This is a genomic window from Bacteriovorax sp. PP10 (genome assembly GCF_035013165.1).
Lineage (GTDB): Bacteria > Bdellovibrionota > Bacteriovoracia > Bacteriovoracales > Bacteriovoracaceae > Bacteriovorax > Bacteriovorax antarcticus.
Genome location: NZ_JAYGJQ010000001.1, coordinates 1878180 through 1903807, shown reverse-complemented (window position 1 = coordinate 1903807; position 25628 = coordinate 1878180). Strand labels below are relative to the sequence as shown.

Genomic DNA, 25628 nt, shown 5'->3' with positions numbered 1-25628 from the left:
CTTACTGAGTTCCTTTAAAAATTACTCTAAATGTCGTCCCTTTTCCTATGCCATCGCTGAAGGCCGTGATTTCACCTTTGTGAAGTCTGGCGATACTTTGAACGATGTAGAGACCAAGACCGGATCCTTTGGTAGTTTTCCCCACCTGGTAGAATTTTTTAAAAATTCTCTTTAATTCAGTTTTATCCAAACCAATACCATTGTCGATAATATCCATCACTAAATTTTTACCGATAACTTCAAGCTTGATCGTAACGATTTTTTCGCGGGATTTATTATAAATAAAAGCGTTGGTTACTAAGTTCATCAGCAGCATTTCAAACAAAGCAAAATCGATTTGCATGAAATAACTTTCTAAAGAACTATCAAAAAGTACTCTGCCCTCATCAAAAAGATGAGGAGTATTTTTAATAAAATCGCTGATGACGCTAACCACGTCTTCATCTCTGAATTCGGCCTTCACGTCGCGGTCTTCAAGACGGCCAAGCTGTAATATGCGATTTACGTTGTCAGACAAGCGTTTTGTATCGCGTTTCATGTAATCGAGATAACGGAGCTGCTCAGTGCGCTCTAATTCATGACGAGAAAATGTTTCAAGAAATAATTGCAGGGAGGCAATGGGAGTTTTTAGCTCGTGGGTAAACCCGTTAATGAAGTTTTGTTGTAACCGATAAAGCTGAATCATTTTTTGGTAGTAGATATAAATGATCAGAAGTCCTGCCAGAATAACTGATACTAAAAGTGACAATGTCAAAATGAGAACCCAGGTTTCTCCCTGGAAAATCTGCTTGGCATTCAGGTTGTATTTGAGAACGACGTCTTGCAGCGCCTCGTTGACTTGCAAATACGAGCGGATATAGAGAAACAGCGACAGCGCCAACGCTAGAAGCGAGAAAATAAAAATAAATAAGGGATGGTAAAACCACCGTGACTTTATCATACTAGAAGTGTTGTGAAATACACTGAATTTGTAAAGGAGCACTATGGAAACGGCAACTGTTGAAGAGAAAATTGCGAGAAGCATTGATCACACTCTTTTGAAGCCAGACGCTACCATCACTCAGATCCATAATCTGATTGAAGAAGCAAAAACCTACCGCTTTTTCTCGGTCTGTGTAAATCCTTCTTATGTAGCGACCTGTGCAGAGCTTTTAAAAGGTTCTGGGGTTCAGGTCTGTACAGTGGTCGGTTTTCCTCTTGGGGCCAATTCTAGCGCCACTAAAGCGTTTGAGACTGCTCATGCCATAAAAGATGGTGCTGATGAAATCGATATGGTGATCAATATCGGTGCGCTAAAATCACAAAAAATATTATTAGTTGAAGAAGATATCCGTGATGTCGTGGCCGCAGCTGAAGGAAAAGTGGTTAAAGTGATCATCGAAACGTCACTTTTAACTGACGAAGAAAAAGTTGTCGCTTGTCAGCTTGCCGAAAAAGCAGGGGCAAAGTTTGTTAAAACATCTACCGGCTTTAATGGTGGTGGGGCAACGATTGAAGATATCACTTTAATGAAAGAAAGTGTTTCGACAACTGTTGAAATCAAAGCAAGTGGTGGAATTAAAGATCTTGAAACAGCTAAAAAAATGCTGGCCGCTGGAGCGACAAGATTAGGTACAAGTGCGGGTGTGGCCATTATAAAAGGATTCACTACTCAAGACTTCTACTAAGCTTAAAGTTCCGGGATATTTCCTTTCACTTTGCTTTTCATGGCCTGAGCAATAAGCGCTCGGTTTTCATAAACTTCAGAAATTTTAATAATTTTTAATTCGAGTAGCTGGTCGAGCACTACCGTCTTTGGTGTAAGGACGTAAACTTTGCCTTTACTGCGAGCGACTTCTTGAATAGAGGCCAATAAGTAGCAGGCCTTTTCACTTACTGATCTTAGATCTGAAAAATCAAATACGAAGGATTCATCCCCGCTTCTTTGAAATTCTTTGTAGATCTCTTCGAGACGATCCATGTCTTCACGTTGCAAAGAAACACTAACTTTTAAATAAAGCGCTGTACCCATTTTTACGATCGAAGACATTAAGAGCTCCTACTAAAACTACATACTTTAGTATACGTCGCATCTTTGTTCTATCAAATCGGTAAAATTATCTCACCAATAAAAAAGGACTACATGTTTTCAAAAAAATTCAGTGGAAGTCCACCAATGCGATGAAGTTTTTCCATGTTCTTAGGAACAATACCTTTGAACTCAAGGAAGCCTTCTTCTCTGACTGCTATAGGTTGAATAAGCATTGTATTACCTTCCATCCCGCATATTTCGATAATTTCGTTTATAACTCGATTGCCTTCTTTGTCTCGTCCAAGTTGAATAATAAATTGAATCGCAGAAGTCATTTGTCTTCTTACAACATTCAAAGGGATCTCTATACCTGAAAGTAAAAACAATGTCTCCATTCTAGAGAGGCACTCACCACCACTACTGGCGTGAACGCTGGTCATACTTCCATCGTGTCCTGTGTTCATTGCTTGAAGTAAATCAAACAACTCTCCTCCACGAGTCTCACCGATGATGATTCGGTCAGGTCTCATTCTCAAAGTATTTTTCACCAGGTCTCTGGTTGAAAGAGCTGACTTTGATTGCATTGCTTTTGCACCGGACTCTAAACGAACCACGTTCGGCATATTGATCGAAAGTTCAGGCGTGTCTTCAATGGCAATCACTCGTTCTTGTTTAGAAATTTCATTGATCATCAGGTTTAAAAAAGTTGTTTTACCAACTCCTGTTCCACCTGAAACAACCACATTTAATCTCGAGGCCATAATGGCCTTTAAGAAATCAATCCAGTGAGGAGTTAATCCAAATACTGTCGGATTGTTTTCAAAACTAGAAATGAATTTTAAGTATTTTCTAATGGAGATCGCTGGGCTTCCGTTAACGAAAGGCTCATTGATGATATTGATACGCGACCCATCCGGAAGAGTTCCATCCATGATCGGATTATCGTTATCACAGTGCTTATGATTGAGGTCTGCAACTTCTTTAATGAATAATTTGATATCGCTGGCCGGGATATTCGCATTTAACTGAATGAACTCTCCGCCTCTTTCAACGAATACACTCTTAGGGCCATTGATGAGAATTTCTGTAATGCCATTTTTTTTACTAAGGTCATTAAGTAAATTCCAAATACTGTTACTCATAAAAATTCCTATTGAGTTGAGACATCACTGGTGAAAATTTCGGGATCGTTGATCGAAGCGCCATACGCCAGGAAGTTGTTCATCATCTGGGTTTGTTCGTCTCTTGATAGTAGAGAAAAAAGTGAGGCGTATCTTGTTTCATTTTTTAAAAGGCCATAAAGCCTTTCTTGTCCTAAAAATTGCTCGAACTGAATCAGCTGTAACATCAGCCAGTCAATACGAACTGACTTCGCTTTTGAAAGCTTCATGAACTCGATATGCTCGTCTTTAATAATCAGCGGAGTCAGCTCTCTTGAATCACTCTTCATCTTGATATGAATCAGTGACATCTTGGCATAAAACGCCAGAAGAAAAGCGCGGTTTCCTCCTGCGGGAGTAAAGTGACGGAGTTTATTTTCGACAGACACTAAGTCTGTCACAAGGTTCAAGTTGGCCATCTCTGGAAACTTGCCTGTCATCGCGTGCTCTAAGAACACAGCGGCCAGACGGTTTCTGATGCCATTCCATCCAGAGATCGAAAGAATCTTTCCTAAAAATCCATCGGGATCAATATCGCGGAAGATCTTTTTGACGATAGCATTGAGCTCTTTGTTCTCATTGATGTACATCTCCAGGTTGTTATTTACCTGAGTGCTGTTTTGAATATTGCTCACTAATAATCGAGTATAATACTCGGGAAGCGAGATGTAGGGAAAATTGATCATGTTGCCCTTAAAATTGCCATCAATTGGAGATCACTTTCACTTAGTTTATACTGAAGTAGAACTTGTCTCAATAACGAAATGGATGGCGCATGAAAATCCCAATTTTTGAAGAAATACTCCTAAAGGGAGCTGCTCTTTCAGATATACAATTAGTAGTGGAAGACTCCCGCATCGGGAAGGTTCCCTGCTATATCAATCTTACAAATTACACTGGTGCAGACCTGGAAAATGCCATCATTAACCTCGAGCAAGTGATTCTCGAAGCGGCCTTGCATCCACGCTTCCCTTACCCGCTTTATATCATCACTACAAAAACTGTCAGAACACTTTTCCCAACTGTGAGATCAGTGAAAGATTTGCCGGAACACTACTTTAAAAAAGTCAAACGTCCTAACAACAAAGAGCTGCAGCTCCTAAACAAGCTTTCCCTTAAAGTGGATAAAATTAAAAACCTTCAGCTTTATAAAATCATCCAGGAGCTAAGAGACTCCTCTGACACTCAAAGAAGACTGTATTCTGAAACTAAAGAGCTGCATTTTTTAGAAGTGCTCAACTCTGCTTTCTACGATAAACCAAAAACTAAAACGAAAGAAAGGGCCTAATAGATGAGTAAAAAAATCGGAACGACCAATGTCTCTAAAGAAGTTTTTGAAGGCCTTAAAGGCTTTGAAGATGTCTTTGAAGACTATGTGAAAAGTGAAGAGTACAAAGAACACGAAAGAAAAGACCGCGACACGGCCAAAGTCGGTGAACAATACGAACTTCAGCATTTCTTAGAACAGGAAAATTCACGTTTAAGTGCACTGGAAATCTTTCTTACAAAAAAGATTCCGCTGATTATGAATTTTTCTCAAACAGAGAAGTTGATTTTGGTTCAGATGGATAGAAAGAAAGTTTTAAAAGAGAAATTATCGGGAGACTTAATCAAGCTAGACTCTCCTTTGCAGAAGAATCTTGCTCAATTAATGAATTCGCATTTTGCTTAGTGTTTTTTCATGTTCAGAATAATCGGTCCACCAATGTGCTTGAACTCGTCTTCTTCCATATGATCTAAGTCATAACCTTCCAGTTGTGACTTTAATAAATCCTGTAAGTAATTATTAAAATCAAAAACCTGATTCAGGCCATAACTCTCAGTAAACTTCTGGATCTTTTTAAATAGCTCCGGAGTTAACACAAACTTCCCTTCTTCGCTCGAGATGATCCCTTGAGAAAAAGTTTTATATTCATCCACAGTTAACCCAAGTTTACCATTGGGAACATGTGAGTTTGTTTCACTGAAAGAGCTTAAGTAGAAGTTTGCAAAGTTACTTAACAGTAGAGCTTCGAAATCGATATCATCCACAGTGTAGTTTAAATAATAACTATCCATTAAACGGTTATCTTTTTTAAGAGCGTCCAGTGTTTCATAAAACTTTTTAGCAAAAGGAAGCAATTGAATCAATGTCTTCGTTTTGTAAGTCCACATCTGGTATTCTTCATATTCAATAATAGTTTTCGCTGAATCATCTTTCGGAGAATGAAACTTCGTTGGAGCATCGAAAGCATTATCTAAAAAGTCATTCCAGTAATCGCCCAGGAACGTTTCTCTATCCCCTTCAAACTCATTAGCACTTAATGCTTTTTTCAAGTCTTTCAGGTTGAACTTAATCAGAGAGTTTCCAATTTTATAAAGGTCGCTGAAACTAAATAGTGTAAAAATCCCTTCGGCCGGAGCTGACTCTAGAAGGTCAGTCGACTTAATGTAATTAAATCCCAGAAGAACTAGATTCTTCGTCTGTGCTCCTGTTCTTGTCATCGCAATAGATCCTTTTTTCAAAGACCCTTGTGACTCAAGACGGGCGTTAATTAAACGAACAAAGTTAAACTGCAGGAAGTCTGCACGTTTTTGATCAGAGACTAATAAAAGCTCATCGATAACTTTTTTAAAGTGATCCTTGAAAGCAACCAAAGATGAGTTGTGCAGGTTTTGATTCTTCGAGACTTCATCAATCCCACCAGTCGCAGGAGTTTTCTTTCTGATGAAAAGATTTAAGAAATCAATATTGATAAATGGATTTTCTGTTTCCAGAGCGTCCATATAATCGACAAAACCAAAATCGCGCATGCGCTCTTTTCTAAACTGGTACTGCTCTTCTTGAAGAATCAAGAAAGAATCAGAAACCATCTTGAATAAAAATGTGTAAGCGTTTTCAACACCAAGTTCAAAATATAAATGGCGGATAAGCGCTCTTGCTTCATCGACGTACGGAAAGTTTTCATCAAACTCCAGTAGCAGCATGTTGTCGTCAGTTAAAAAATAATTGTCATGATCAGGATAGTTTGGATCTTCTGCATCGAAGGTCCAGACATTGAATCTGCTTTTTAAGAATAATAGAAATTGCTCACTCGTTACAAAGTCCAGCTTAACTTCATCCGACTCGACCAAGGAATATGCTTGTAACCAGAAAGTGAAATGCTCAATATCAATTTCATCTTTTTGCCACAAGTCGATGTCCATAAAGACTTCGCGTTGCTCTTTTGAAAACTTAGGAAGGTACTCGGCCACCTTCTCTAAAGGTAATTTCCTTAGGGCCAGGTAGACTGGTTGAACAGGTAAAACCGAAAGGTCACTTGAACCTTCGACGTACTTTTCAATTTGGTCCAGATGATTATAGGCATCGGACTCTTTCATAAGAAGGGTTAAAGGATCGTTTTTATAAGGTTTTTTTGGTGTTTCGCTCATGAGTGATTTATAGCATCTGCCCTCGAGGAATTCAAGAAATAAACCGAAGAGGAAGACGTATGTTACAGAGGCAACTTCTTATAATTATTCTCTGTTTTAATCTCGCCTTTCCGCTTGAGGGATTTGCTGCGTCCGGATTACAAAATCCCCTCTCCGATCTGCTTATTCAACATCGTGACATAAAAATTGGTGTGGGCAGTATGGAGTTAATTGAGAAGCATGGAAAAGAACTTGCCGATGCGACTTATAAACTGATGAGCGATCCAAAAAATAAAAGTTTTTTAAACTCTCCGGATGGCATTGAATTAAAAAAGCATCAAGAACTTTTAACAAATTATCTGGCGATCAAAGATCATTTTGAGAAATGTGTTAAAGACAAAAACGCAAAAAGAAAACTGCAAGATCGCATTTTACAATCGAGCTTTCAAGGCATGTCTGATCTTGATGCCTCACCTTGTCTTCCTCCCAACGTTGCTGCTTTTAAGTCTTACGAGGACTTCAATAATAACGTAGCGAAGGCCATGAAAAAAATGGTGAAACCGGATTTTCAAAACCTTTTAAGCAAAAAGATTATGGCCAATACCGCGAAGTCCCTCCTGGGTTTTAGACAGAAATTTAATCCTGAGTTTATGAGTTCAGGAAGTCTTTCTTCAAGTGAGCTGGATGGATTAATCAATGATGTTTGTGTGAGAAAATCACAGACTCCAAAGGCGCAGATGGTTTATACGGATGTCTGTCAGAAAATGGATCCGCTACTTAAATCAGAACTAAAAAAAGAACTGATAGAATTTTCTAAAAATCAAAAAGCTTCTGACAAAATGTCTCCTGAAGCCGCAGTATCCACACTTAATGCTTCTATTGACCGATTAAATAACACACTTGCAAAGGTCGAAGTTAAAAAAGATGTCGGATATATTTATGACTCTGCCAACCTCTCAGACGAAAAGGCAAAAAAGGAATTTGATAACTATATCAATCAGTACACTCAGGAAGTTTCCAGAGATGCCGGTGCCCTGTTGTTAACAAGCACCATGAAAGATCGTTCGGGCTCGATCAAGCGTTTTAACAGTGATGAAACCAGCAAAGATAAAAAATCCTCTCAGTTTCAATTCACTCCTCACAAAAAAATTAAACTCGAAGATGTGACTAAATCAATCAAAGAGGCCGAAGGCAAAATGATGGATCAGGCACGTGATACCTTAACGATTGCGAATCAGGCCACACTTAGAAAAGACATTATCAAATCCGATGACGATGATATTTCAAACCTGGTCAGAATTAATCCTTTTGCTGCCGGGCAAGTCCTGCTTCACCAACCACAGTACGCAGGCCTTATGTGTGATTCAATCAATAAAATCAATAAAGACGATATCGACGATGCCAATATGGATAAATACTTTATGATTGGAAGTGCAGTGATCGGTGGGGCCTTGGTATTAACCGGTGTAGGGGCCGTTGCTGGTGCTTACCTCGTCACGGGATCTCTTACCGCAGGTGTTGCTGCCGGAACTGCTGGTGCCTCTATTTTAGGTTACTCTGCTCTTGCAGGAAGTGCGGTTGAACTCGTCAGTCTTGGTTACAATTCTAAACGCTCCCTTGATCACTACAAAGAAATGGATCAGCTTGAATCGGCCTACCTGACAAAAAACTCTGATGCCACTGCTTTAACGGAAGCTAAAAATGCTTTAGTCGATTTTAAAGAAGCAAGAATGTTGGCCGGACTTTCGATGGCCAGTATGGGACTAAACCTGGTCAATGTGGGAAGTGTATTTAATATTTTAAAATCAGGAAAGGCCACTGCGACTGAATTAAATGCGGCAACAAAAATTTTAAAATACATTGGGGACACTCAAGTTGCGGCCCGTCTTAAGGAAATTGTGACGGCCATTGGAATTAGTGGAGCAGAGAAATTGGATATGTTTTTACTACGTCTTGCTCAAGTCGGAGAAAAAGGCAGAATAAAATTTCTTGAGCTTTTAAAAGACAGGAGAATGACCCCGGACAAGTACAAAGAAATTATTGAATCCTCTCTTCTGGCGGCAAAAAATTGCTCTAAAGTATAATACTCGACACCTCCAAAAACATGATAATAATCACATTTGTTATTCTCTTCTACAGAACTTGATTTTGTAGACGATAATTAAGCAAAATTGCTAATGACTAACAAGGATTTTCCCTATGCATATTCTCCTGACGGTCCTGATTATTTTTTTTATAATAGGACTCTTCTTTTGTTTTAAATTCATTAAAGAGCGCAAAAAAATGCAGCTCAATCTTGATGATGTAACAACGATTAGTTTTGATTTAACCGGCTCAGCGGAGCAAGTTAGCACTGTAAGCACTGATCTTTTATCTTCATCGCAAGAGCAGCTTGATACATTAAACTCGACGGTCTCAGCAAGTCATGAAATCAATTCAATGATCATGAGAACCAGCGATAATGCTAAAGAATTAAGCGAGAATGCAGTTCATCTGCAAAATATGGCAAATGAAGGAAAAAACATCGTTCAAAATATGGTTACTTCGAGCTTAGAAATTAAAGAAGGCAGCGAACATTTTAAAAATCAAATGCAAGAAAGCATCAGTGAGTTATCTAATGCTCTTTTAGTAATTCAGGAAATTGCTGATAAAACCAAGTTGATCAATGAAATTGTTTTTCAAACCAAGCTCCTTTCATTTAATGCCTCAGTTGAAGCTGCACGTGCTGGAGAGCATGGAAAAGGGTTCGCAGTCGTTGCGGAAGAGATTGGAAAACTTGCTCAGGTAAGTGGTAATTCTTCTCTTGAAATTGCACAGATTGTTGATAGAAGTGTAACTTCAGTTAATCAAGCATTAGAGGCCACAAAAAAGAAAGTTGAAGACTTAACTAGTGCCACGGCGATTAGAAGCGAGGCCGGTTATACTCAGGCAAAAAGTTGTGAAACAATATTCTCTTCTATTAACGATAAAATCACTGAAATTACTTCGATGGTAAAAGAAATATCAACCGCGACCAACGAGCAGTCAATTGGTGTTGAACAGCTCGATCACGCGATTGGTAATCTTCAGGAAGTTGCTGATAGAAACAGGCTGGTTGCTAGCCAATCGACAGAACACGCCCACTCGTTTGCAGCTCAGGCAAAACAACTAATCAGGATTACAGAAGACATGAAGTTTCTTCTGCCAAAAGATAAAAATAAGAAAATTAGACTGCAGCAGTTCATCTGGAGTGAGAAATACATGCTAGGTGTAAATACGATGGATGACGAACATAAAATTCTGGTTGATAAAATCAACTTCTTGGTTGTGAATCTTGAATCTCAATATGAGAAGAAAAATAAGATCACTCTTTTTAATGCCTTCAAAGATCTGGCGGCCTATACGCGTGAGCATTTTTCTCACGAAGAAAAATTCATGCAGTCTATTCATTATCCGCAATTTTCATCTCATAAAAAAATCCATGAAAAGTTACTAGATCAGGTGGCAAAATATGGCGAACAAATTGAAAACGGCACCCTTGATGATCAAAAACTCATTTCTTTTTTACGAAACTGGCTTATCAGCCACATCATGGGTGTAGATATGCAGTATGCTGCCCATTACAAAGAAGATATGGCCAGCTAAGTCTTGATCTCCTTGCCGTAAATCGTTCCATTCAACTCTCCGACAATGATATTTAAAGCACGCGATTCAGAAGATAGTTTAGAGGCAGCATCCGCTGCCTCTTCTCCTGTTTGCTGATTCTTTATTGTCACTGTCTGAAGTTCATCAAGTGCTTTCGTTATTTCTTTAATTCCCAATGCCTGCTCGACTCCTGCAGAGTGAATATCTTGAGCAATCCTAGAGACTGTATTGATATTTTGAAAAATCTCTTCCAGTACACTTCCACATTCATAAGCGGTATTTACGCCACTATTAATTTTTTCATTTCCACGATCTACCAGCTCTTCTACTTTAAATTTTGTCTCTTCAACAATTTTTTTTACTTTAACAGTGCTCTCGTCCAGCAAGTCTGAAATTTCCAAAGAAGCTTTACCACTCATCTGTGCAAGATTCCCGATTTCCTCTGCGACAACAGCAAAACCTTTCCCATGCTCTCCACTACGGGCCGCTTCAACAGAAGCATTAAATGAAAGAAGCTTGGTTTGAAAAACAATTTCATTAATGACCTTAGTTTTCGTTTCAATTTCATTAATTATGCTGATAATAGCAGTGAGATCGGAGTTTGAAGTTTTGATTTGTTCTATAATTTCATTATTACTTAAATTGATATCTTTCATCGAAGTTATCATTTTTTGAATAACACTCTTACCGGCTTCCGCTGCGACTTGAGACTTATCAGACGCTGACGCCGCGGCCTTCGCATTCAAAATATTTTTTGCAATTCGGTCATGCATATTATTGATTGAAATAGTTGTATTTTTTAGTGATGCCGACTGCTGTAAAGAAGCATGTGATAAATCAGCTGACGCTTCCCCTATTTGAACGGAAGCATCTGTTACACATGTCTTTGATTGATCTAAACTCTTAGTGACTTCCTTGAGTATCGCCAAGGGGGTTCTCACTATTAAAACAGCAAAAAAGATGGCCACTAAAGCGCCCATGGTAATATACATTCCAAGATAAGACGTGGAAGAAAAACCTTTATCTAATCCTTTAATGATAGAAATATCATTGGAAACGGCAAAGACCCCGTGGAGTTTCCCCTCTGGCCAGTTTTCCATCTTGTGCCCTAGAATATCTTCGCCATTTCCCCATGGACTAGTTTTAGGATCTCCATGACAAGTCATACATCCAAATTTTTTTCTGATTCTCACTGGCCGATAAACGGCCACTGTTTTGAAGTTTTCTAAAATGTATTCCTCTAATTTAGGATCTTGTTGAAACTTATTAAAAATTTTCATTTCTTCAATTGTTGCGTGATGATCCTTATTTCTAGGTTCATCAGAAAAGACTCTAAAAGAATAATGTTCACTTTCAGAATCATTCTCACCAATTTTCATCGCTGCATAGATAGGCACTTGTTGAAGAATGATGTTTTTATCTTCTTCAGTAAGCTCGGCAGGAGATTTGTATTTTTTTGTGTAACGCTCAATCATCGGCCCTAAACCGCCCTGGCCGGCGACGTAGTGGCTCGCTACATTGATTCGCGAGTGAATAGTCTGGGATTTCTTTATCAGCCCATCTCTAAACTCCAGACCATTAAAAATAATCCCTACACCTAATGAAATTCCTCCACAAATAATACAAGTGAATACAACTGTGCATAGAACTTTTTCTCTAAGTCCAATTCGATGAAACCAATTCACAACTTTGCTCCGTTACTTTTTTTAAATAACTTTAGTTGCGATCAAGGCATAGTTACAATTTTTTTAATAATGATATTGCTCAGAGAATTTTATCTGATAAGAGTAAATAAAAAAGGCAGCCTAAGCTGCCTTCATTTTTATTATCTTTTGTTAGGTCTCTTCCACATGCTGTAGAAAAGTCCAATAGTCAGAATGAAGAAAATGATAACGTGAGAAACTTCAATTTCAAATCCAGACATCTTAGCTGTCGGGATACGAGAAGGCTCCATATGAGACTTTTGTGGGAGAAATGAAGTGGGATAAATCTTAAGCCCTTCAGGCGTTGTTTCAGGTTCCTTCGGCATTTCTTGAGCTACAGCAGCAGCATGGCCAGTAGCGTGTTCAGTATTCTCAGTTTTAGTTTCTTCGCTCATTACAGTGTCCTTTAATTTGTTTTTTTCATCTTAATCAGGCGGAGCAAAAACATCAAGAAAAAGTTACTTCAAGAAGCCTTTCAAGCGCTCAAGTTCCTGTTTTTCCTCGATGGGAATATCCGTCCCTCCTGAGCCGCTGTAACCAAATTCGATATTTTCAGCATATTCGTTGAAACATTTACGGGCGTACTTTGATTTCGGGTAAAGTTTCACGCAGTCTTTTAAATAGAGATCACTTAGTGAAAAGAAATAAGTGTTACTTAAACGTCTCTCTGCAATTGATAACCAGTACAGAATTTCTGGAGCAAGTTTGGTTTTTGGTGAGTCGTTTAAGTATTTTGAAAGGACTCCTGAACCAACTAAAAGTGTAACATCATTTTCCCCACCGGCCGTTTCTCCCTTCTCTACTTCAAGAGGTGCCAGGTAAGTTTTAATAAAGCCATCAATTGATTTAATTTTTTTAGTATTAAAATTCTTCCACTTCCCTAAAGATTTCTTCCATGTCTGAAGAGTATGTTTCGCCAGCGGTGGAAGTTTTGGATTAGAGATATAACGATCAATAAACTGATTGGCCTTTTTAGGATTCAATTCAATTTTTGTATTAATTGAAATCAAGCGACGAAGTGATGGATACAACTCTTCTTCTGTTTGATCTTTAAGAGATTGTTCAATGGCAAGATCAAAGTACTTTTCAGACTCACTAAAACGGCGGACTAAAAATAAGTAATTTCCATAGGCAAAATCAGAATCAAAGTTATCTCTCTTCACCTTCTTGATAGCATTACCAAAAGTGTTTTCAGCAGCACTTTCTGAAAGCTGAGAATGGCATGAGATACATAATGCAGTCAGGGCCTTTAAACGTTTTTGAGCGAAGATATAATTGTTTCCCTTCACAGCATTGATCGTATCACTCATATGGTGATTGATCGTTTCCAGGCTGGGTCTGAATCCCGGGCGCTGAAAGTATTCAACGTGGCGGGCACTCTTAAAAAATTCAGAAATATCTGTCAGGTTTTTTAAAAGTCTTTCTTTTTGATCGGCATCAGTACGCAAGCCTTCGAGTTTCTTTTCATCCGAATAAACATAAGGCACAACTTTTACAAATGATTCATAGACACCATCCATAATCTGCTTGGCCTCTGTCTTAGTGTCTGCACTAAAACCAGTACTGGCCTGGAAAATCTGGAAACTAATGAAAGACAGTAAAAGCAGTTTTTTTGACATTAATTTCACCTTAAATTTATATTTGGATTAGTCATCCATTATTCTACTAAACAGTTTTAAAGAATAAGATATCGCCCCTCGCTTTTTATTCAGCGTCGACGTAGTTAATTAATTTTTTAAGCGAATTTAATCTTTCGATAACTTCCGGAGGAAAAGTCTTTCTGTCTTTAGAGATGTAGTTAATCTCCAGGTCCTCTTGGTAGGCATCAAAACATTCCTTCGCAATCGGATCCTTATTATATTTTTCCATACATGACAGTAAATAGTAATCCCCGACTGAGAAAAATAAATCGTCATTGATACGTTTATCTAAAATCGCCAGCCAATAAAGGATCTTTCCACCTAGTTTTGTCTCTGGGTGAGAATTGTAATAATCAAGTAGAATCGTCGATAAATTCAAATCGTAAACTTCTGATGAATTCGTTACAGTAAAAATCGGACCTTCTTCATCATCAGCGATAAAGCCTTTCATGAATTTTTCCATTTCTTCTTCGCGTGCTGTTTCCGGGTGATAATTTTCCCATAAACTCTTGCCACCTAAAGTTCTGCTCCACTCATTTACTTCTTCCTGGATTTTTTCGTTAAATAATCCGGCCTTTAAGTATTTATCGAATTGCGCTTTCCCTTCAGCAAAACTTTTTCTAATTTTCACAAAATAGATAAGTTCGCGCTCAAGAGCTTTTAAAATAAACTCATCGTCATCTGTTTTTTTACTCTTCATTAAAAACTGATCATACAATGGCATCGCCTTTTCATAGTCGCGCCCAATGTAATAAAGCTCTGCTTTTTCAAAACTCGTAAGTTTCATTTTATTGATGTCTTTATCCTGGAAAAGTTTTGGCAGTGCCTGTCCCGGGGATTGCGTATGGCAATTCACACAAAGATTAAGGGCGGCCGTAAACTTAGCTCTCGCCTGCGATCTTTTATCCGTCTTAAAAAGGTTCACCGTCTGCTCTAACTGTTCAGTCATAACAGTCTGGTTGATAGAAAGACCTTGAGTGGCGATAACCGGATGAGATTTAATATTTTTAAATAACTCTGTTAGCTCTAAAAGATTTTTTTGAATGAACTTCTTATTTTTCTCTTTGACGAATTCCTGCTCAGAAGCAATATATGGCCCAAGTTGTCTGATGGTTCCAGAGATGTCATTCATCTTATGGCGAACGGCCGTGTTCACATGAAATTGTTTTTTTGGTCCCTTACTTTGGGCAAAGCTAGTTTGAGAACTCAAAATAAGACACATTATTAAACCAGTTAATTTCATAGACCTCACCAAGTGAAAAAGTTTATTACACTAATTAAAAGGCCAATCTTGATTCTGAGCAAGAATAAATAACGAGAGTGATCTGATCAGTTATAATACTCAATTAAACTGGTTGGTTCTTAGCATGACGAGTGTACAGCCAATGACGACCTCGGCCCCCATGGTCTCGAACTTCTTCTGCAGTACGGGATTTTCCGTCCCAGGATTAAAAATAACCCGCTTAGGTTTCGATTTTAAGAGCATGTCCTGGTATTTATCAGAGATCGTGGGATTCACGTATAAAGTCAGGGTATGATAGTCCGTATTAATTTTTTTTAGTTCCTCTTCCTGACGTGGATTAATCGTAATCGTTTCATGTTTATAATCTTTCAAAAGCTCGGCCGCCATATAAGAATAGCGATCTGGATTTTCTGAATAACCAAATACTAAAACTTTCATAAACACTTCCTTGGTTTAATTTACGAAGAGCAACTCACTGAGAGATTTCTATATTTTAATGGAGCAGGCGCTGCCCACTCCTCGACTTCACTCCATTCGGTAAATGGATTCGTCATGACTTCATACATTTTTGGCACCAGAGATAAATCATCAATGGCCATTTGAGCAAGATAGTTTCTTAGAATAAATTTAGGATTCACTAAAAGCATTTTCGCATGGCGATCTGCCTGCGTTGTCTCTTCGAGATTCAAGCGGGCATCATAGCTATCAAGCCAATTGATTAGATTTTCTGGAGTCTCAATCCCTGCTATTTTTTTAGAATCTTTTTCATAACGAGAAAGACCTCTGAAAAACTGAGTGTAATCAAGTTCAGTGAACACCAGCATATTCAACATTGTACGCAGGAAATCTTCATCTTCCGCCTGTTGTTTATAAAGACCACATTTTTCTAAAAGCAGTCTTCTGTATTCAACTAAGAAAATCTGAGGGTATGTTTCAAGCGTTCTCTTTCTATCAACTTCCGGAATTAAACTCTCAAGAGCAATTCCTAACATCTGTAAATTCCACATTCCAATCGAAGGCTGATTGCCAAGACTGTATCGTCCTTCGTGATCCGAGTGATTGCACACATGATCCTGATCGAAGTGATTGATAAATCCATAAGGGCCGTAATCCAGAGTCAGGCCTAAGATAGACATGTTGTCGGTATTTAAAACCCCGTGACAAAATCCTACTGACTGCCAGCCGGCAAAAAGCTTTGCTGTCCTCTTCACAATATCCTGGAAAAATAAAACATAACGATTTGGATGATCTTTATAGGCACTAAAATAATTTTCAATGGCAAATTCAACCAGTGTCTTTAATTCTTCTAATTGATTGGTGTGAGCAAAATACTGGAAGTGCCCGAAGCGCAGAAAACTTTCTGCCACTCTTAAAACAATAGAGCTCTTTTCAACTTCTTCTCTGTAAACATCATCAGCTCCGGTAATAATCGCCAGCGCTTCAGTCGTAGGAATACTTAAGGCCTTCATATGAGCGCTTGCAAGGTACTCACGGATGCTCGATCTCACAACGGCCTTACCATCCCCCATTCGCGAAAATGGAGTCAGTCCTGAGCCTTTTAATTGCAGCTCGAAGTGTTCGTTATAATCATTCTTAATTTCAGCGATGGTGATAGCACGTCCATCACCTAAGCGTGGAACGTAATGGCCGAATTGATGGCCGGAGTAAAAACTTGCTCCGAAGAAGAGTCCTTCGAAATCAAGATCGCCATTTAAAAAACGCAAAAAAGAGGGATTCCCTATCATGGACTCGTCAAGACCGAGTCTATGAAGCATTTGAGTGTTCACATGCAATAGTTTTGGATTACTAAGCGCAGTCGGATTTACTTTTGCAAAAAGAAAAGGTGCAGACTTATAAAGCCTATTGGTGAAATGAAGATCAGCTAATTTTTTTCCCATATTTACTTACTACAGATGTGTCTAAATGTTGATTCGCAAAATCCTCTAGGTCCTGTTCGTTATTAGAGTCACCTAAAGATTGCAATTTTTTAAAATGATTTCGTTCTTCCTCTGTTTTAGCAAACATAACCATCTCGGGTAAAGCTTTTTTAACTTCTGAACGAGTCATTCTCTTTTTGTTAAACTCTACACATATAAGGCACATACGAATCTCCTTTTTCACAACCTTCAATTACATTTCGCTGCTAAAACAACTTCCTCAAATACCGGTGACAATCTTTAATGGCACTTTTCGGGAAGTCTCTTAAAGTAATTTTATCACGATTTTTCCAAAAATTTGCGCAAATAAGTTATGAATATTGATATAATCTTGTCGGATATTCTATCTAAAACTTGAGCTTGCCGAGTTCTCGTCACTTAAATCGCTATAATCGGACTTACCTACATTCCACCCTTTTTGAAGTTGTTCGTATTCAGAAGCTGCACGTCTGTTGAGATCAAAATAGGTGTTTCGTAAAAGATAGAATCTTTGACGTTAGATGGGGACGTTCATGTTAGAAAATCTTTCGAAAGGCAAAAAGCACATGCTTCTTGTCCTATGCTTTCTGGTCTTTGGTGCGTGTAAGCAAAGTGAGTTCTACGAAAAACAAGGTCTTTCTGAAATTGCAACGGGTACTGATACTGGCGGCGGAAACGGCGGTGGTTTAGTTCCTGGTGGAGACGGCGGTGGCACAGGTGGTGGGAACACTGGTGATAACGGCGGCAATACTGGCGGAGGTGGTGGAACTACTAACCCTCCGGTTGTTACTCCTCCTGTTGTAGTTGTACCTCCAGTTATTGTTGATCCTCCAGTTGTCGTCAATCCTCCTGTGGTTGTTGATCCTCCTGTCGTAGTCAATCCTCCAGTGGTTGTCGATCCGCCAGTTGTTGTCAATCCTCCAGTGGTTACTCCTCCAGTGGTAGTCGTTCCTCCAGTTGTTACTCCTCCAGTAGTAACACCTCCGACTGAACCAGCGATTATTTTAAATGATCGTTCAGAAATCTTTACTCAAAACACTGGGAAAAAAGGCGACGTAGACATCCTATGGGTTATTGATGACTCTGGATCAATGGCAGATGAACAGGATTCATTAGGAAGAAATTTTCAATCGTTCATCGATCAGTTCTTAGTTAAAGACATCGATTTTAAAATGGCGATCACAACAACAGACGGGACTTCATCAAGAAACGGAAAAATGGTTGGTGATAGTGCTCTATTAACTTCTACTGCAGCTAAAAAGAACAAAGCAACTTTTATCGCTAACTTTAAGAAGTTAGTAAACGTTGGGATTAAAGGTTCTGGAGTTGAGCAAGGGTTAAAAACATCTGCAGCGTTTATGGATCGTTATGCTTCAAGTTTTTTAAGACCAGATGCTTTCTTGGTTGTGGTTTATCTGTCAGATGAAGAAGACCAATCAGACAAAAAAGTTTCTGAGTATCTTACAAAACTTCAAGCGCTAAAAACAAACAAAGGTATGGTTAAGGCCTATTCAATTGTAGCGTTGAAAAATAGTTCAGCGGCAAATTGGGAAACAATCGGTAAACGTTATGCTGAGATCTCAACAGCTACGGCCGGTACAACAAGTGACATTAAAAAAGATTTCGCCAACGTATTACTAGATATGGGTGGAACGATTGTTAACTTGATGGATAGTTTCGCTCTAAACGAATCTCCTTACCAAAACCAGATCGAAGTACTAGTAAGTGGAGTTAAAGTTAATTCTGGGTATACCTTCAATGCATCATCTCGTTCGATCAAATTTGATGCTAACGCACTTCCTGCTGAAGGTTCAAAAGTTGAAGTTCGCTACAAAGTTAAAGCGACTGTATTAGGAGCCATTTAATGAAAGTTAATTACAGAAATATTATAGCATTGTCTCTAGTTTCATTCACCCTAAGCGCACCCGCGCTTAGGGCTGATGAGAAGGATTTATACGACTTTATGTGGTTAGATCCAGATAAAAAAGTTTATGTTCTTCAAAACAAAGTTCACAAGAAAGCAAACACTGTTTACGCTAACATCGGTTACGGGACAGGACTTTCTTCGAACTTTCAAGATACTTCAATGATTCATACTAATGCTGGTTACTTCTTCACAGAAGAGCTTGGTATTGAATTAATGTACACAAAGTACAGCAACAAAGATAACGACGCATTTGAAAATTTAAAAAAATTAAATGGAGCGATTCCATTCATCAGACAAACAGAAAGCAACATGGGAGTTCTTGCGAAATGGTCACCGTTCTACGGAAAGATCAATACGTTTAACAAGATCTTCTACTTTGACTGGTCATTTGGACTAGGGATTGGGAAGTTGAATACTAAGTCGAACGCAACATCGGTTGCCAACCCTCTTTCTGCCAACACTTACTCAACTGAGAAGTACACTTCAGTAATCGCAAAAACGGGATTAAGCCTTCACGCGACAAAAAATATTCACATCGGGGCCGACCTGATCATGAATAATTATAAAGCGCCAGGGCCTACGATCAACAACAACACTCCTGCTTCTAAAATGAGAAGCAACATGGATGCTGTGATCACGATTGGGGTTTCGTTCTAATTTCACCATTATATTTGGACAGAGGTCATATGAAATACATAGCATTATTAATCGCCCTTTTTGTTGCCGCTGATGCTTCCGCTTCCGCTAAAGGTGCGTATGAACTTTATCAAAAAGATAAGTCGAAAACTCGCGATAAAAAAATCGCGCACGAACTGATCGAAGGGAATTATTACTTCAGCGCGATTCCCTATATCAACACTTACCTTGAAAACAACACTGAGATTGATGCTGAGTTGGAAGCTGACATTGAAACTCTGGTTATTAAAACCGGAACAATGGCCGTTTTAAACCTGGATGAAAAGCGTCTTGAGGGATTTAACATTCCTTCAATTTCTCTCATACTTGGAACAAGACTTTTTAATAAAGATCAAAACGCAAAAGCTTACGAAATTTTATCTCGCATTCCTGAGACTCACCAGTTCTCTGGCGAAGCGGCCCTTATCAAAGGGACAATCAGAAACTTAGAAAGAAAAAATATCGAAGCTCTCAATCTTTATCAGTCTTGTGTAAATAAATCGACAGCACTGGAATCAAGTGCCAACGGTGAGAAATTAAAAAGATATTACAACTACCTTAAAGAAACATGTATTATCAGAACTGCAAGAGTCAAGATCGAAGAAAAGAAATACGATGAAGCTCTAGTGATTTATGAACAAATTGATAAACGTTCATACAAATGGCCATACATCCTAATGGATCAAGCTTGGGCAAACTACTACTTAAAAGACTATAACCGTGCTCTTGGTTTAACTGTTACTTACAAAGCTCCTCTACTTCAAAGTTATTTCTTCCCAGAAGCTGAAGTATTAATGGCGCTTTCTTACTACAACCTTTGCCTTTGGGATGACTCGCTTAAAGTTGTTGACCACTTCTACGATGTTTACCAACCAAAAGCTCAAGCTCTTAAAGACATTCTAGGAAAGAACAAGGCCTCTCACACTTACTTCCTTGATCTTTACTATGCTGATACTGAAACGAGAGAAAACCTGAACCCATTTATTAGAAACCTGATCACTCAGACTAGAAAACAAGTAAAGTTCAACCTGGATTTAGCAAGCTTAAAAGCAGCAAAAGACGAATTGCAGTTATTAAAGCGCCTTAAAAACAAAAACGACTTTACTGAAGGCCTGGAAGCGAATCTTGGTTCAACAATTGGTTTCATCAGCGCGAAGATTAACTTCTACATCAAGAAAGAGATCTTTACGTTTATTAACGAAATTCACAAGCACAGCTTCTCAATGTTCAACCTGAAACTGGAACTGTTATCTAAAAAACGTGACGAGATCTACAACGCTAAGGCCCTTGCTGAAGCACCAAGACAACGTGGATCGGATTCAAACGTTAATAGAAAATCAAACCAGTACTTTTTCGACTTTAACGGTTCTTTCTGGGCGGATGAGTTAGGAGACTACTCTTTCGGATTACAGAGTTCTTGTAAAGATACGACTAAGGTTGCAAATAAATAATTGGGGATTTTATGAAAATATTAGCACTATCAATTTTAACAATTCTTTTCACAACTGGGCTTCAGGCCCAGGATGAAAAGAAAAATGTTGTCTACAAATATAAAGAGTATGAAGCGATTGACTTAGGGGCCTTAGAAATTAAAGGTCAGATCATGGCGCCAGGTGATTTAACTGTAAACGAACGTGAGCGCCAGTCATTTAAGAGATCACTTTTAGAAAAAAACAACTTCGACTTTGAAAATAGAAGAGAAATAGAAAACCTTCGTTAATGATCAAAGTCTTTCACCTGCTATCACCTGTTGAGGTCTATCATGAAAAAAATCATTCTACTTGTTTCAATTCTTTCGGCAAATAATGTATTTGCCGAAACTCCTGCGCTTCAAAACGTAGAAAATAAGGCAGCTGCTCCAGCGAAAGTTGTTGAGCCAATGCCGGCACCAGCTCCTCAGATGGCGTCTCCTAGTTTTGACCAGGAACGCTGGAAAAAATTAATGGTGCTTATTGATAGTGAAATTAAAACTATCAAGGGTAATCGTTATTCAGGGCCGGAATTAAAACACCGTATGTTTGAACTTTACTCAGAAAAAATTAAACTGATTAAAGAAAAGGAAAACTTAAACCTGCTTAAAGCAGAATCAACTGCCGTTATTAAAAATGGGAAAGAATCTTTTTTCAAAGCTTCTCAAGATCAATATAAAACAGCTCAATCATATGCGCTGTCGATTGTTACCCAATACCCAAAATATGCACGCATCGCTGAGATCTACTACGCTCTAGCGATCAACTCTCGTGACTACGGGACAAGTGCTGAAACAGAAAAATTCTTAAAGCTGGCAATCTCTCGCAGTACTGGTGAATCAAAAACTATGTACAACGCAAAGACTGCTCTTGCTGAATACTACTATAACAACAAAAGATACCACGAAGCCGTTGGTTACTATTCTGACGTTTTAAAAAACCAGGAAGACGAATGGTACGGGAAGCATTTATATAACGCTGGATGGTGTCACCTGAAAGAAAGAAATTTCAAAAAAGCTCTGGAGCTTATGAAGTTATCTTTTGAAACAACTAAAAATAAAAAATACGTTTCAATGAAAGAGCAAGTTTACAATGCTATCGGGATTTTCTTTGTTCAGGCCGACGCTACTTATGAAGGGGTTGAGTTCTTTGAATTAAACGCTAGTCCTTCTGCTCCTCACCTACTTACTCTTGCTCTATCTTCAATGAACAAAAGTAACTTCCAGATGACAGATGAAGTTTTAAAAGCAGCTCTAAGAGATACAAAAAAGAGAAAAGATGCTAACGGAGAAATGAAAGTTCGTTTAACTCAACTTGACGTTTACCGTGAGAGTAAAAAAGACGAACAATACTTTGAAACAGCTAACAGCATTCTTGATCTTCATAAGAAAAACAAATTGGACGCTGACGATTTATTCATGGCCCAAAATAAAATTAAGGAAGTTGCAGGTTTCATGCAAATCAACTTAATCAAAGACAAGTCAAAGGACCCGGTTGTTTACAGTAAAGATGATTACAAGAAAATTATGCGCTACTTTGATATTCTTTCGAGCTTAGACCGTCCTAAGAAGAAACTATACCGTTACTACCAAGGGGAAACGGCCCTTTCAGCTCAAGACTACCAGGTTGCTCTTAAGTACTACGTTCGTGCAATCATGAACGCGAAACTTACAAAAGATAAAGACGAAACAACAAGAAAAGCATTAGATGCAATGCTTGCAACAATTGAATACGCAAAACTTCCAAAAGCGAAAGAAGACGAATACACAATCTTCGCTTTCAAAAACTTTGTTATCTTCTACCCTCAATCTGATAAGTCACAAGCGATTTACCAGAAATTATTTAACAAGTATTTTGAACTTGGACGCATTAAGAAAGCAGTTAACATTTTGATGGTTTATAAAATGAACTACCAAAGTGATGACAAGATTCACCGTGAGATGTTAACTCAGATTTTAGATTCATACATCAAAGCTAAAAACACAGATAAACTTGCTTTCTGGATTGGGAAAATTGAAAAAGGTTACCTAAGCTTCAGCAGCGAATATATCCAGAACTCAATTGCGGTATTAGGAGATCTTCTGTTTAACAAATACCAGGCCCTTGAGAAAAAAGGTCTCGTGAAAGAAGCGGTTAAAGGTTACGAGTCGATCTACGATTCAAAACAATACCCAAAGAGAACAAAAGCGGAAGCTGCTTACGCGATCGCTGCTTTAACTCTTGAGCAAAACAATGTGAAGCTTTCATACAAGTGGTTAAAGAAGAGTTTAGACCTGTATGACAACAAAGATTTAATCAAAGTAACAAGCTCTCTATTTGTTCTGGCAAAAGGATACAGACTTCTTCAGGATTTCGAAGTTTCAAATGAACTTGCTCTAATCACTGCTAGAAAATTTTGTAAAGATATCTACAAGAACAAAGAAGACTTTTACCAGTTAATTAACGAGAACACCATTATCCACAAAACAAATATCTCAAACCTTATCAAGGTTGAAGATGAATTTAAGAAATGTGACTTAAGCGAAAAACTAATCTCGAGAACTCAGACAGAAAATATGGAACGCTTAATTTACGCTGACAGATACCAGGACGCGATTACTTACTTCAAAGCGAACTCAGTAAACGTAGGTCTGGTAAAAATGATGGATAAATACGTAAAGTATAAATTCTACCAGAACCCAATTGCTATGAAAAAAGACATCGATTCTTTAACGTCAGTAATGGACTTAACTGCTGTGAAAACTCAGTATGAATACGTACTAGACTTCGCTAAAAAAGCTCACGATATGAAGTTCGAATTTACGTCTGAAGAAAAGTTCAATGAAGATAAGTTCAACCTGGAATTAGAGCAGTATTTTGCAATGATTGGAGAGCTTAATAACGAGGCCGTAGCACTATCTAAGAATTCTAGCCCTCAAGAAGTGATCATGATTCGAAATGTCCTTGGAAAGCCTTATTTTTCATTGGAAAAAGCCGTGAGAAATTACATGCCTAAAGGGGTAGACGAACGTTATTTACAGGGGTTTAAATCAGGGATGCGCCAAGTTACTGAGTCACTGATCGCTAAAGGGTTACAAGTTGATAGAGAAAAAGTGGCATTTTTAGAGAAAAATAATTATTTTTTTGAAGTTCAGAAAAATGATATAGTCGGGTTAGAAAAAAATAATTCATTGGTAAACGCACTTAATTTTCACTCGGCAATTCTCTTCTCTAGCACTTTGGATATTGGGACAACAAGTAATAACAGAGTAGTTGCAGGACAATAATGAGTATGAAAAATATGTCAAAATTAACAAACATCTCTCTTTCAATCTTGGTTACTGCAATGCTTGCGAGCTGTGCAGGGCCAAGCTTTAATAACCAGATCCAGAAGGATCAATACGACCTGTTAGCTGAAGAATCGTTCATGAGATACAACTCTAATCGCCTGGCGGCGATGGACTCTCCTAAGCGTGACTTTATTTCTTTATCGCTGATTTCTTGTCACCAACAAAAAGTGACAAAGGGTGAAGGGATTCTTGAAGAGAAAATGCAACAGAACAAGTCTAATCCATTCTATTGGAATGCATTGGGGACTTGTTACTCTCTTTCGAAAGATTACACTAAGGCCATCTTTTACTATGAGCTTGGATTAGAAGCGACGAGAGCTGGTAACAAAGACTTTAACGATAACCAGAAGAAGCTGGCGGAAGCGGTTATTTCCAACAACCTTGGATTGATCCACTTAACGTTTAAACGTTACAACGAAGCTTACGATGCATTTAAAAAGTCGAATACAATTGTACCAAGCTACTTCACTCCGGACTTCAACATGGCGCAACTGTATATTGAGTTCAATGAAAATGCGAAGGCACTTGAAATTTTAAAAAGACTTGAAGCAAAGAATAACGAAGATATCGATCTTCTCTACTCTCTAGCTTTAATTCACTTTAGACTAAACGACATGGATAAGTCGTACCAATATATCTCTCGTATCCAACGTGACTACTTGAACAGAGCAGATATCGTAGGACTCTACGCTTACAACCTGATGAAGAAAAATCGTCTGGTCGAAGCAAAGACTATCTTGGAAAAAAGACTTTATGCTCCCGAGTACAACAAAAGAAATGAATTGATCCTAGATGAAGTGAATCAAAAGATAAAAGATATGCCTAAAGAAGCAACTGTCGCTACCAAGAAGTAAAATTTCTCTTTCATATTAATCCCAAATCTAGAGCACATGTTCTAGTGAATTATGTCTAAAGGAGTACGTATGCATCTTATTGAACTTTTTAAGCAGGGTGGATTTATCATGTATCCGTTATTAGCGTTCTCAATCGGGATCTGGATTATCACAATCCATAAAATCCTAGCATTGACGAAGTTTAATAAGGAAGCAAAACACTATCTAAACGAAGCAACTCGCATCGTTCAGTCTCAAAAACTAAACGAAATGGAATTCTTATATAAGAACTGTCCTGAAGTTATCGCTAAAGCTCACTATGCAATCTTTGATGAAGCTCTTTCACGTGAAGATTATGAGCAAAGACTTCACAGACGTCTTGATGAAACAAACACAGAACTTAAAAAGAATATGTGGATGCTTGGTACAATCGCTTCATCTGCTCCCTTCGTAGGTCTATTCGGTACGGTTTGGGGGATCATGGAATCGTTTAAACAAATCGGATCATCTGGTAAAGCAGGGTTCGCAGTTGTTGCCGGTTCAATTTCAGAAGCACTAATTGCTACGGGTTCAGGGATCTTGGTCGCGGTTATCGCGGTTATGTTCTACAACTATTTAAACGTTAGAGTGTCAGCTACAGCTAAAGAATTTAAAAATAATTTAGGTGATATGGCCGATCAGTTTAATTCACTGAAACGCTAATTGGCC

The 25628-nt window shown here is 38.3% G+C and carries 24 protein-coding genes; 12 read left to right on the top strand and 12 right to left on the bottom strand.

The annotated features are described in order from the left end of the window. Window position 1: 1 nt before the first annotated feature. Window positions 2-940: a sensor histidine kinase gene (locus SHI21_RS09350; protein ID WP_323576102.1), complete on the bottom strand. Its 939-nt coding sequence runs from the start codon at window positions 938-940 to the stop codon at window positions 2-4. A gap of 43 nt (window positions 941-983) precedes the next feature. Here SHI21_RS09350 and deoC point away from each other — a divergent pair, with 43 nt between their 5' ends. After that, window positions 984-1667: a deoxyribose-phosphate aldolase gene (gene deoC, locus SHI21_RS09345; protein ID WP_323576101.1), complete on the top strand. Its 684-nt coding sequence runs from the start codon at window positions 984-986 to the stop codon at window positions 1665-1667. A 2-nt stretch (window positions 1668-1669) separates the two neighbouring features. On the opposite strand, the gene SHI21_RS09340 is transcribed toward deoC, so the two are convergent. From SHI21_RS09340 to SHI21_RS09330, 3 genes are all read right to left on the bottom strand, one after another. Then, the gene (locus tag SHI21_RS09340) at window positions 1670-2029 is read right to left on the bottom strand and encodes a hypothetical protein (RefSeq protein WP_323576100.1); all 360 of its coding nucleotides are present in this window, start codon (window positions 2027-2029) and stop codon (window positions 1670-1672) included. An 89-nt stretch (window positions 2030-2118) separates the two neighbouring features. After that, window positions 2119-3153 (bottom strand): CpaF family protein, encoded by a 1035-nt coding sequence (locus SHI21_RS09335; RefSeq protein ID WP_323576099.1) that lies wholly within the window; start codon window positions 3151-3153, stop codon window positions 2119-2121. A gap of 8 nt (window positions 3154-3161) precedes the next feature. Beyond that, window positions 3162-3806 (bottom strand): hypothetical protein, encoded by a 645-nt coding sequence (locus SHI21_RS09330; protein ID WP_323576098.1) that lies wholly within the window; start codon window positions 3804-3806, stop codon window positions 3162-3164. A 140-nt stretch (window positions 3807-3946) separates the two neighbouring features. Here SHI21_RS09330 and SHI21_RS09325 point away from each other — a divergent pair, with 140 nt between their 5' ends. Together SHI21_RS09325 and SHI21_RS09320 are read left to right on the top strand one after the other, a co-directional pair. Then, on the top strand, window positions 3947-4459 hold the full coding sequence (locus SHI21_RS09325) for a hypothetical protein (protein ID WP_323576097.1): 513 nt from the start codon (window positions 3947-3949) through the stop codon (window positions 4457-4459). A 3-nt stretch (window positions 4460-4462) separates the two neighbouring features. Beyond that, a complete protein-coding gene (locus SHI21_RS09320) occupies window positions 4463-4843 on the top strand; it encodes a hypothetical protein (RefSeq protein WP_323576096.1) in 381 nt (126 codons plus the stop codon). Here SHI21_RS09320 and SHI21_RS09315 read toward each other — a convergent pair. Further along, on the bottom strand, window positions 4840-6582 hold the full coding sequence (locus SHI21_RS09315; RefSeq protein ID WP_323576095.1) for a DUF6178 family protein: 1743 nt from the start codon (window positions 6580-6582) through the stop codon (window positions 4840-4842). The two genes, SHI21_RS09320 and SHI21_RS09315, sit on opposite strands and share 4 nt — an antisense overlap. Window positions 6583-6782: 200 nt before the next feature. Between SHI21_RS09315 and SHI21_RS09310 the strand changes: the two genes are divergently transcribed. Next, complete coding sequence (locus SHI21_RS09310; protein WP_323576094.1) at window positions 6783-8645, top strand: hypothetical protein; 1863 nt, start codon at window positions 6783-6785, stop codon at window positions 8643-8645. A gap of 199 nt (window positions 8646-8844) precedes the next feature. Then, a complete protein-coding gene (locus SHI21_RS09305) occupies window positions 8845-10185 on the top strand; it encodes a bacteriohemerythrin (protein WP_323576092.1) in 1341 nt (446 codons plus the stop codon). On the opposite strand, the gene SHI21_RS09300 is transcribed toward SHI21_RS09305, so the two are convergent. The 7 genes from SHI21_RS09300 to SHI21_RS09270 all read right to left on the bottom strand — a co-directional run bounded on the left by SHI21_RS09300 (window position 10182) and on the right by SHI21_RS09270 (window position 16838). Next, window positions 10182-11870 carry a methyl-accepting chemotaxis protein gene (locus SHI21_RS09300; protein ID WP_323576091.1) on the bottom strand — a complete coding sequence of 563 codons (1689 nt, stop codon included), beginning with the start codon at window positions 11868-11870 and terminating at the stop codon, window positions 10182-10184. The genes SHI21_RS09305 and SHI21_RS09300 overlap by 4 nt on opposite strands. Before the next feature lie 140 nt (window positions 11871-12010). Continuing rightward, the gene (locus SHI21_RS09295; protein WP_323576090.1) at window positions 12011-12283 is read right to left on the bottom strand and encodes a hypothetical protein; all 273 of its coding nucleotides are present in this window, start codon (window positions 12281-12283) and stop codon (window positions 12011-12013) included. 63 nt (window positions 12284-12346) lie between these two features. After that, entirely contained in the window at window positions 12347-13507 is a 1161-nt protein-coding gene (locus SHI21_RS09290; RefSeq protein ID WP_323576089.1) for a hypothetical protein, read from the bottom strand. An 85-nt stretch (window positions 13508-13592) separates the two neighbouring features. Beyond that, complete coding sequence (locus SHI21_RS09285) at window positions 13593-14771, bottom strand: hypothetical protein (RefSeq protein WP_323576088.1); 1179 nt, start codon at window positions 14769-14771, stop codon at window positions 13593-13595. A 99-nt stretch (window positions 14772-14870) separates the two neighbouring features. Further along, window positions 14871-15209, bottom strand: a complete 339-nt coding sequence (locus SHI21_RS09280) for a CoA-binding protein (protein ID WP_323576087.1) — start codon at window positions 15207-15209, stop codon at window positions 14871-14873. Window positions 15210-15229: 20 nt separating this feature from the next. Then, a complete protein-coding gene (locus SHI21_RS09275) occupies window positions 15230-16669 on the bottom strand; it encodes a protein adenylyltransferase SelO (RefSeq protein ID WP_323576086.1) in 1440 nt (479 codons plus the stop codon). Next, window positions 16650-16838, bottom strand: coding sequence for a hypothetical protein (locus SHI21_RS09270; protein WP_323576085.1), 189 nt, complete (start codon window positions 16836-16838; stop codon window positions 16650-16652). Before SHI21_RS09270 ends, SHI21_RS09275 begins: the two co-directional genes overlap by 20 nt. Window positions 16839-17220: 382 nt before the next feature. Here SHI21_RS09270 and SHI21_RS09265 point away from each other — a divergent pair, with 382 nt between their 5' ends. From SHI21_RS09265 to SHI21_RS09235, 7 genes are all read left to right on the top strand, one after another. Next, window positions 17221-18552 carry a vWA domain-containing protein gene (locus SHI21_RS09265; RefSeq protein WP_323576084.1) on the top strand — a complete coding sequence of 444 codons (1332 nt, stop codon included), beginning with the start codon at window positions 17221-17223 and terminating at the stop codon, window positions 18550-18552. After that, the gene (locus tag SHI21_RS09260) at window positions 18552-19271 is read left to right on the top strand and encodes an outer membrane beta-barrel domain-containing protein (protein ID WP_323576083.1); all 720 of its coding nucleotides are present in this window, start codon (window positions 18552-18554) and stop codon (window positions 19269-19271) included. Before SHI21_RS09265 ends, SHI21_RS09260 begins: the two co-directional genes overlap by 1 nt. Before the next feature lie 29 nt (window positions 19272-19300). Continuing rightward, on the top strand, window positions 19301-20740 hold the full coding sequence (locus tag SHI21_RS09255; protein ID WP_323576082.1) for an outer membrane protein assembly factor BamD: 1440 nt from the start codon (window positions 19301-19303) through the stop codon (window positions 20738-20740). A gap of 11 nt (window positions 20741-20751) precedes the next feature. After that, entirely contained in the window at window positions 20752-21009 is a 258-nt protein-coding gene (locus SHI21_RS09250; protein WP_323576081.1) for a hypothetical protein, read from the top strand. 42 nt (window positions 21010-21051) lie between these two features. Further along, window positions 21052-24024, top strand: coding sequence for a tetratricopeptide repeat protein (locus tag SHI21_RS09245; RefSeq protein ID WP_323576080.1), 2973 nt, complete (start codon window positions 21052-21054; stop codon window positions 24022-24024). 5 nt (window positions 24025-24029) lie between these two features. Next, entirely contained in the window at window positions 24030-24941 is a 912-nt protein-coding gene (locus tag SHI21_RS09240) for a tetratricopeptide repeat protein (RefSeq protein WP_323576079.1), read from the top strand. Between the two features lie 69 nt (window positions 24942-25010). Then, window positions 25011-25622 (top strand): MotA/TolQ/ExbB proton channel family protein, encoded by a 612-nt coding sequence (locus SHI21_RS09235; RefSeq protein WP_323576077.1) that lies wholly within the window; start codon window positions 25011-25013, stop codon window positions 25620-25622. Window positions 25623-25628: the final 6 nt, after the last annotated feature.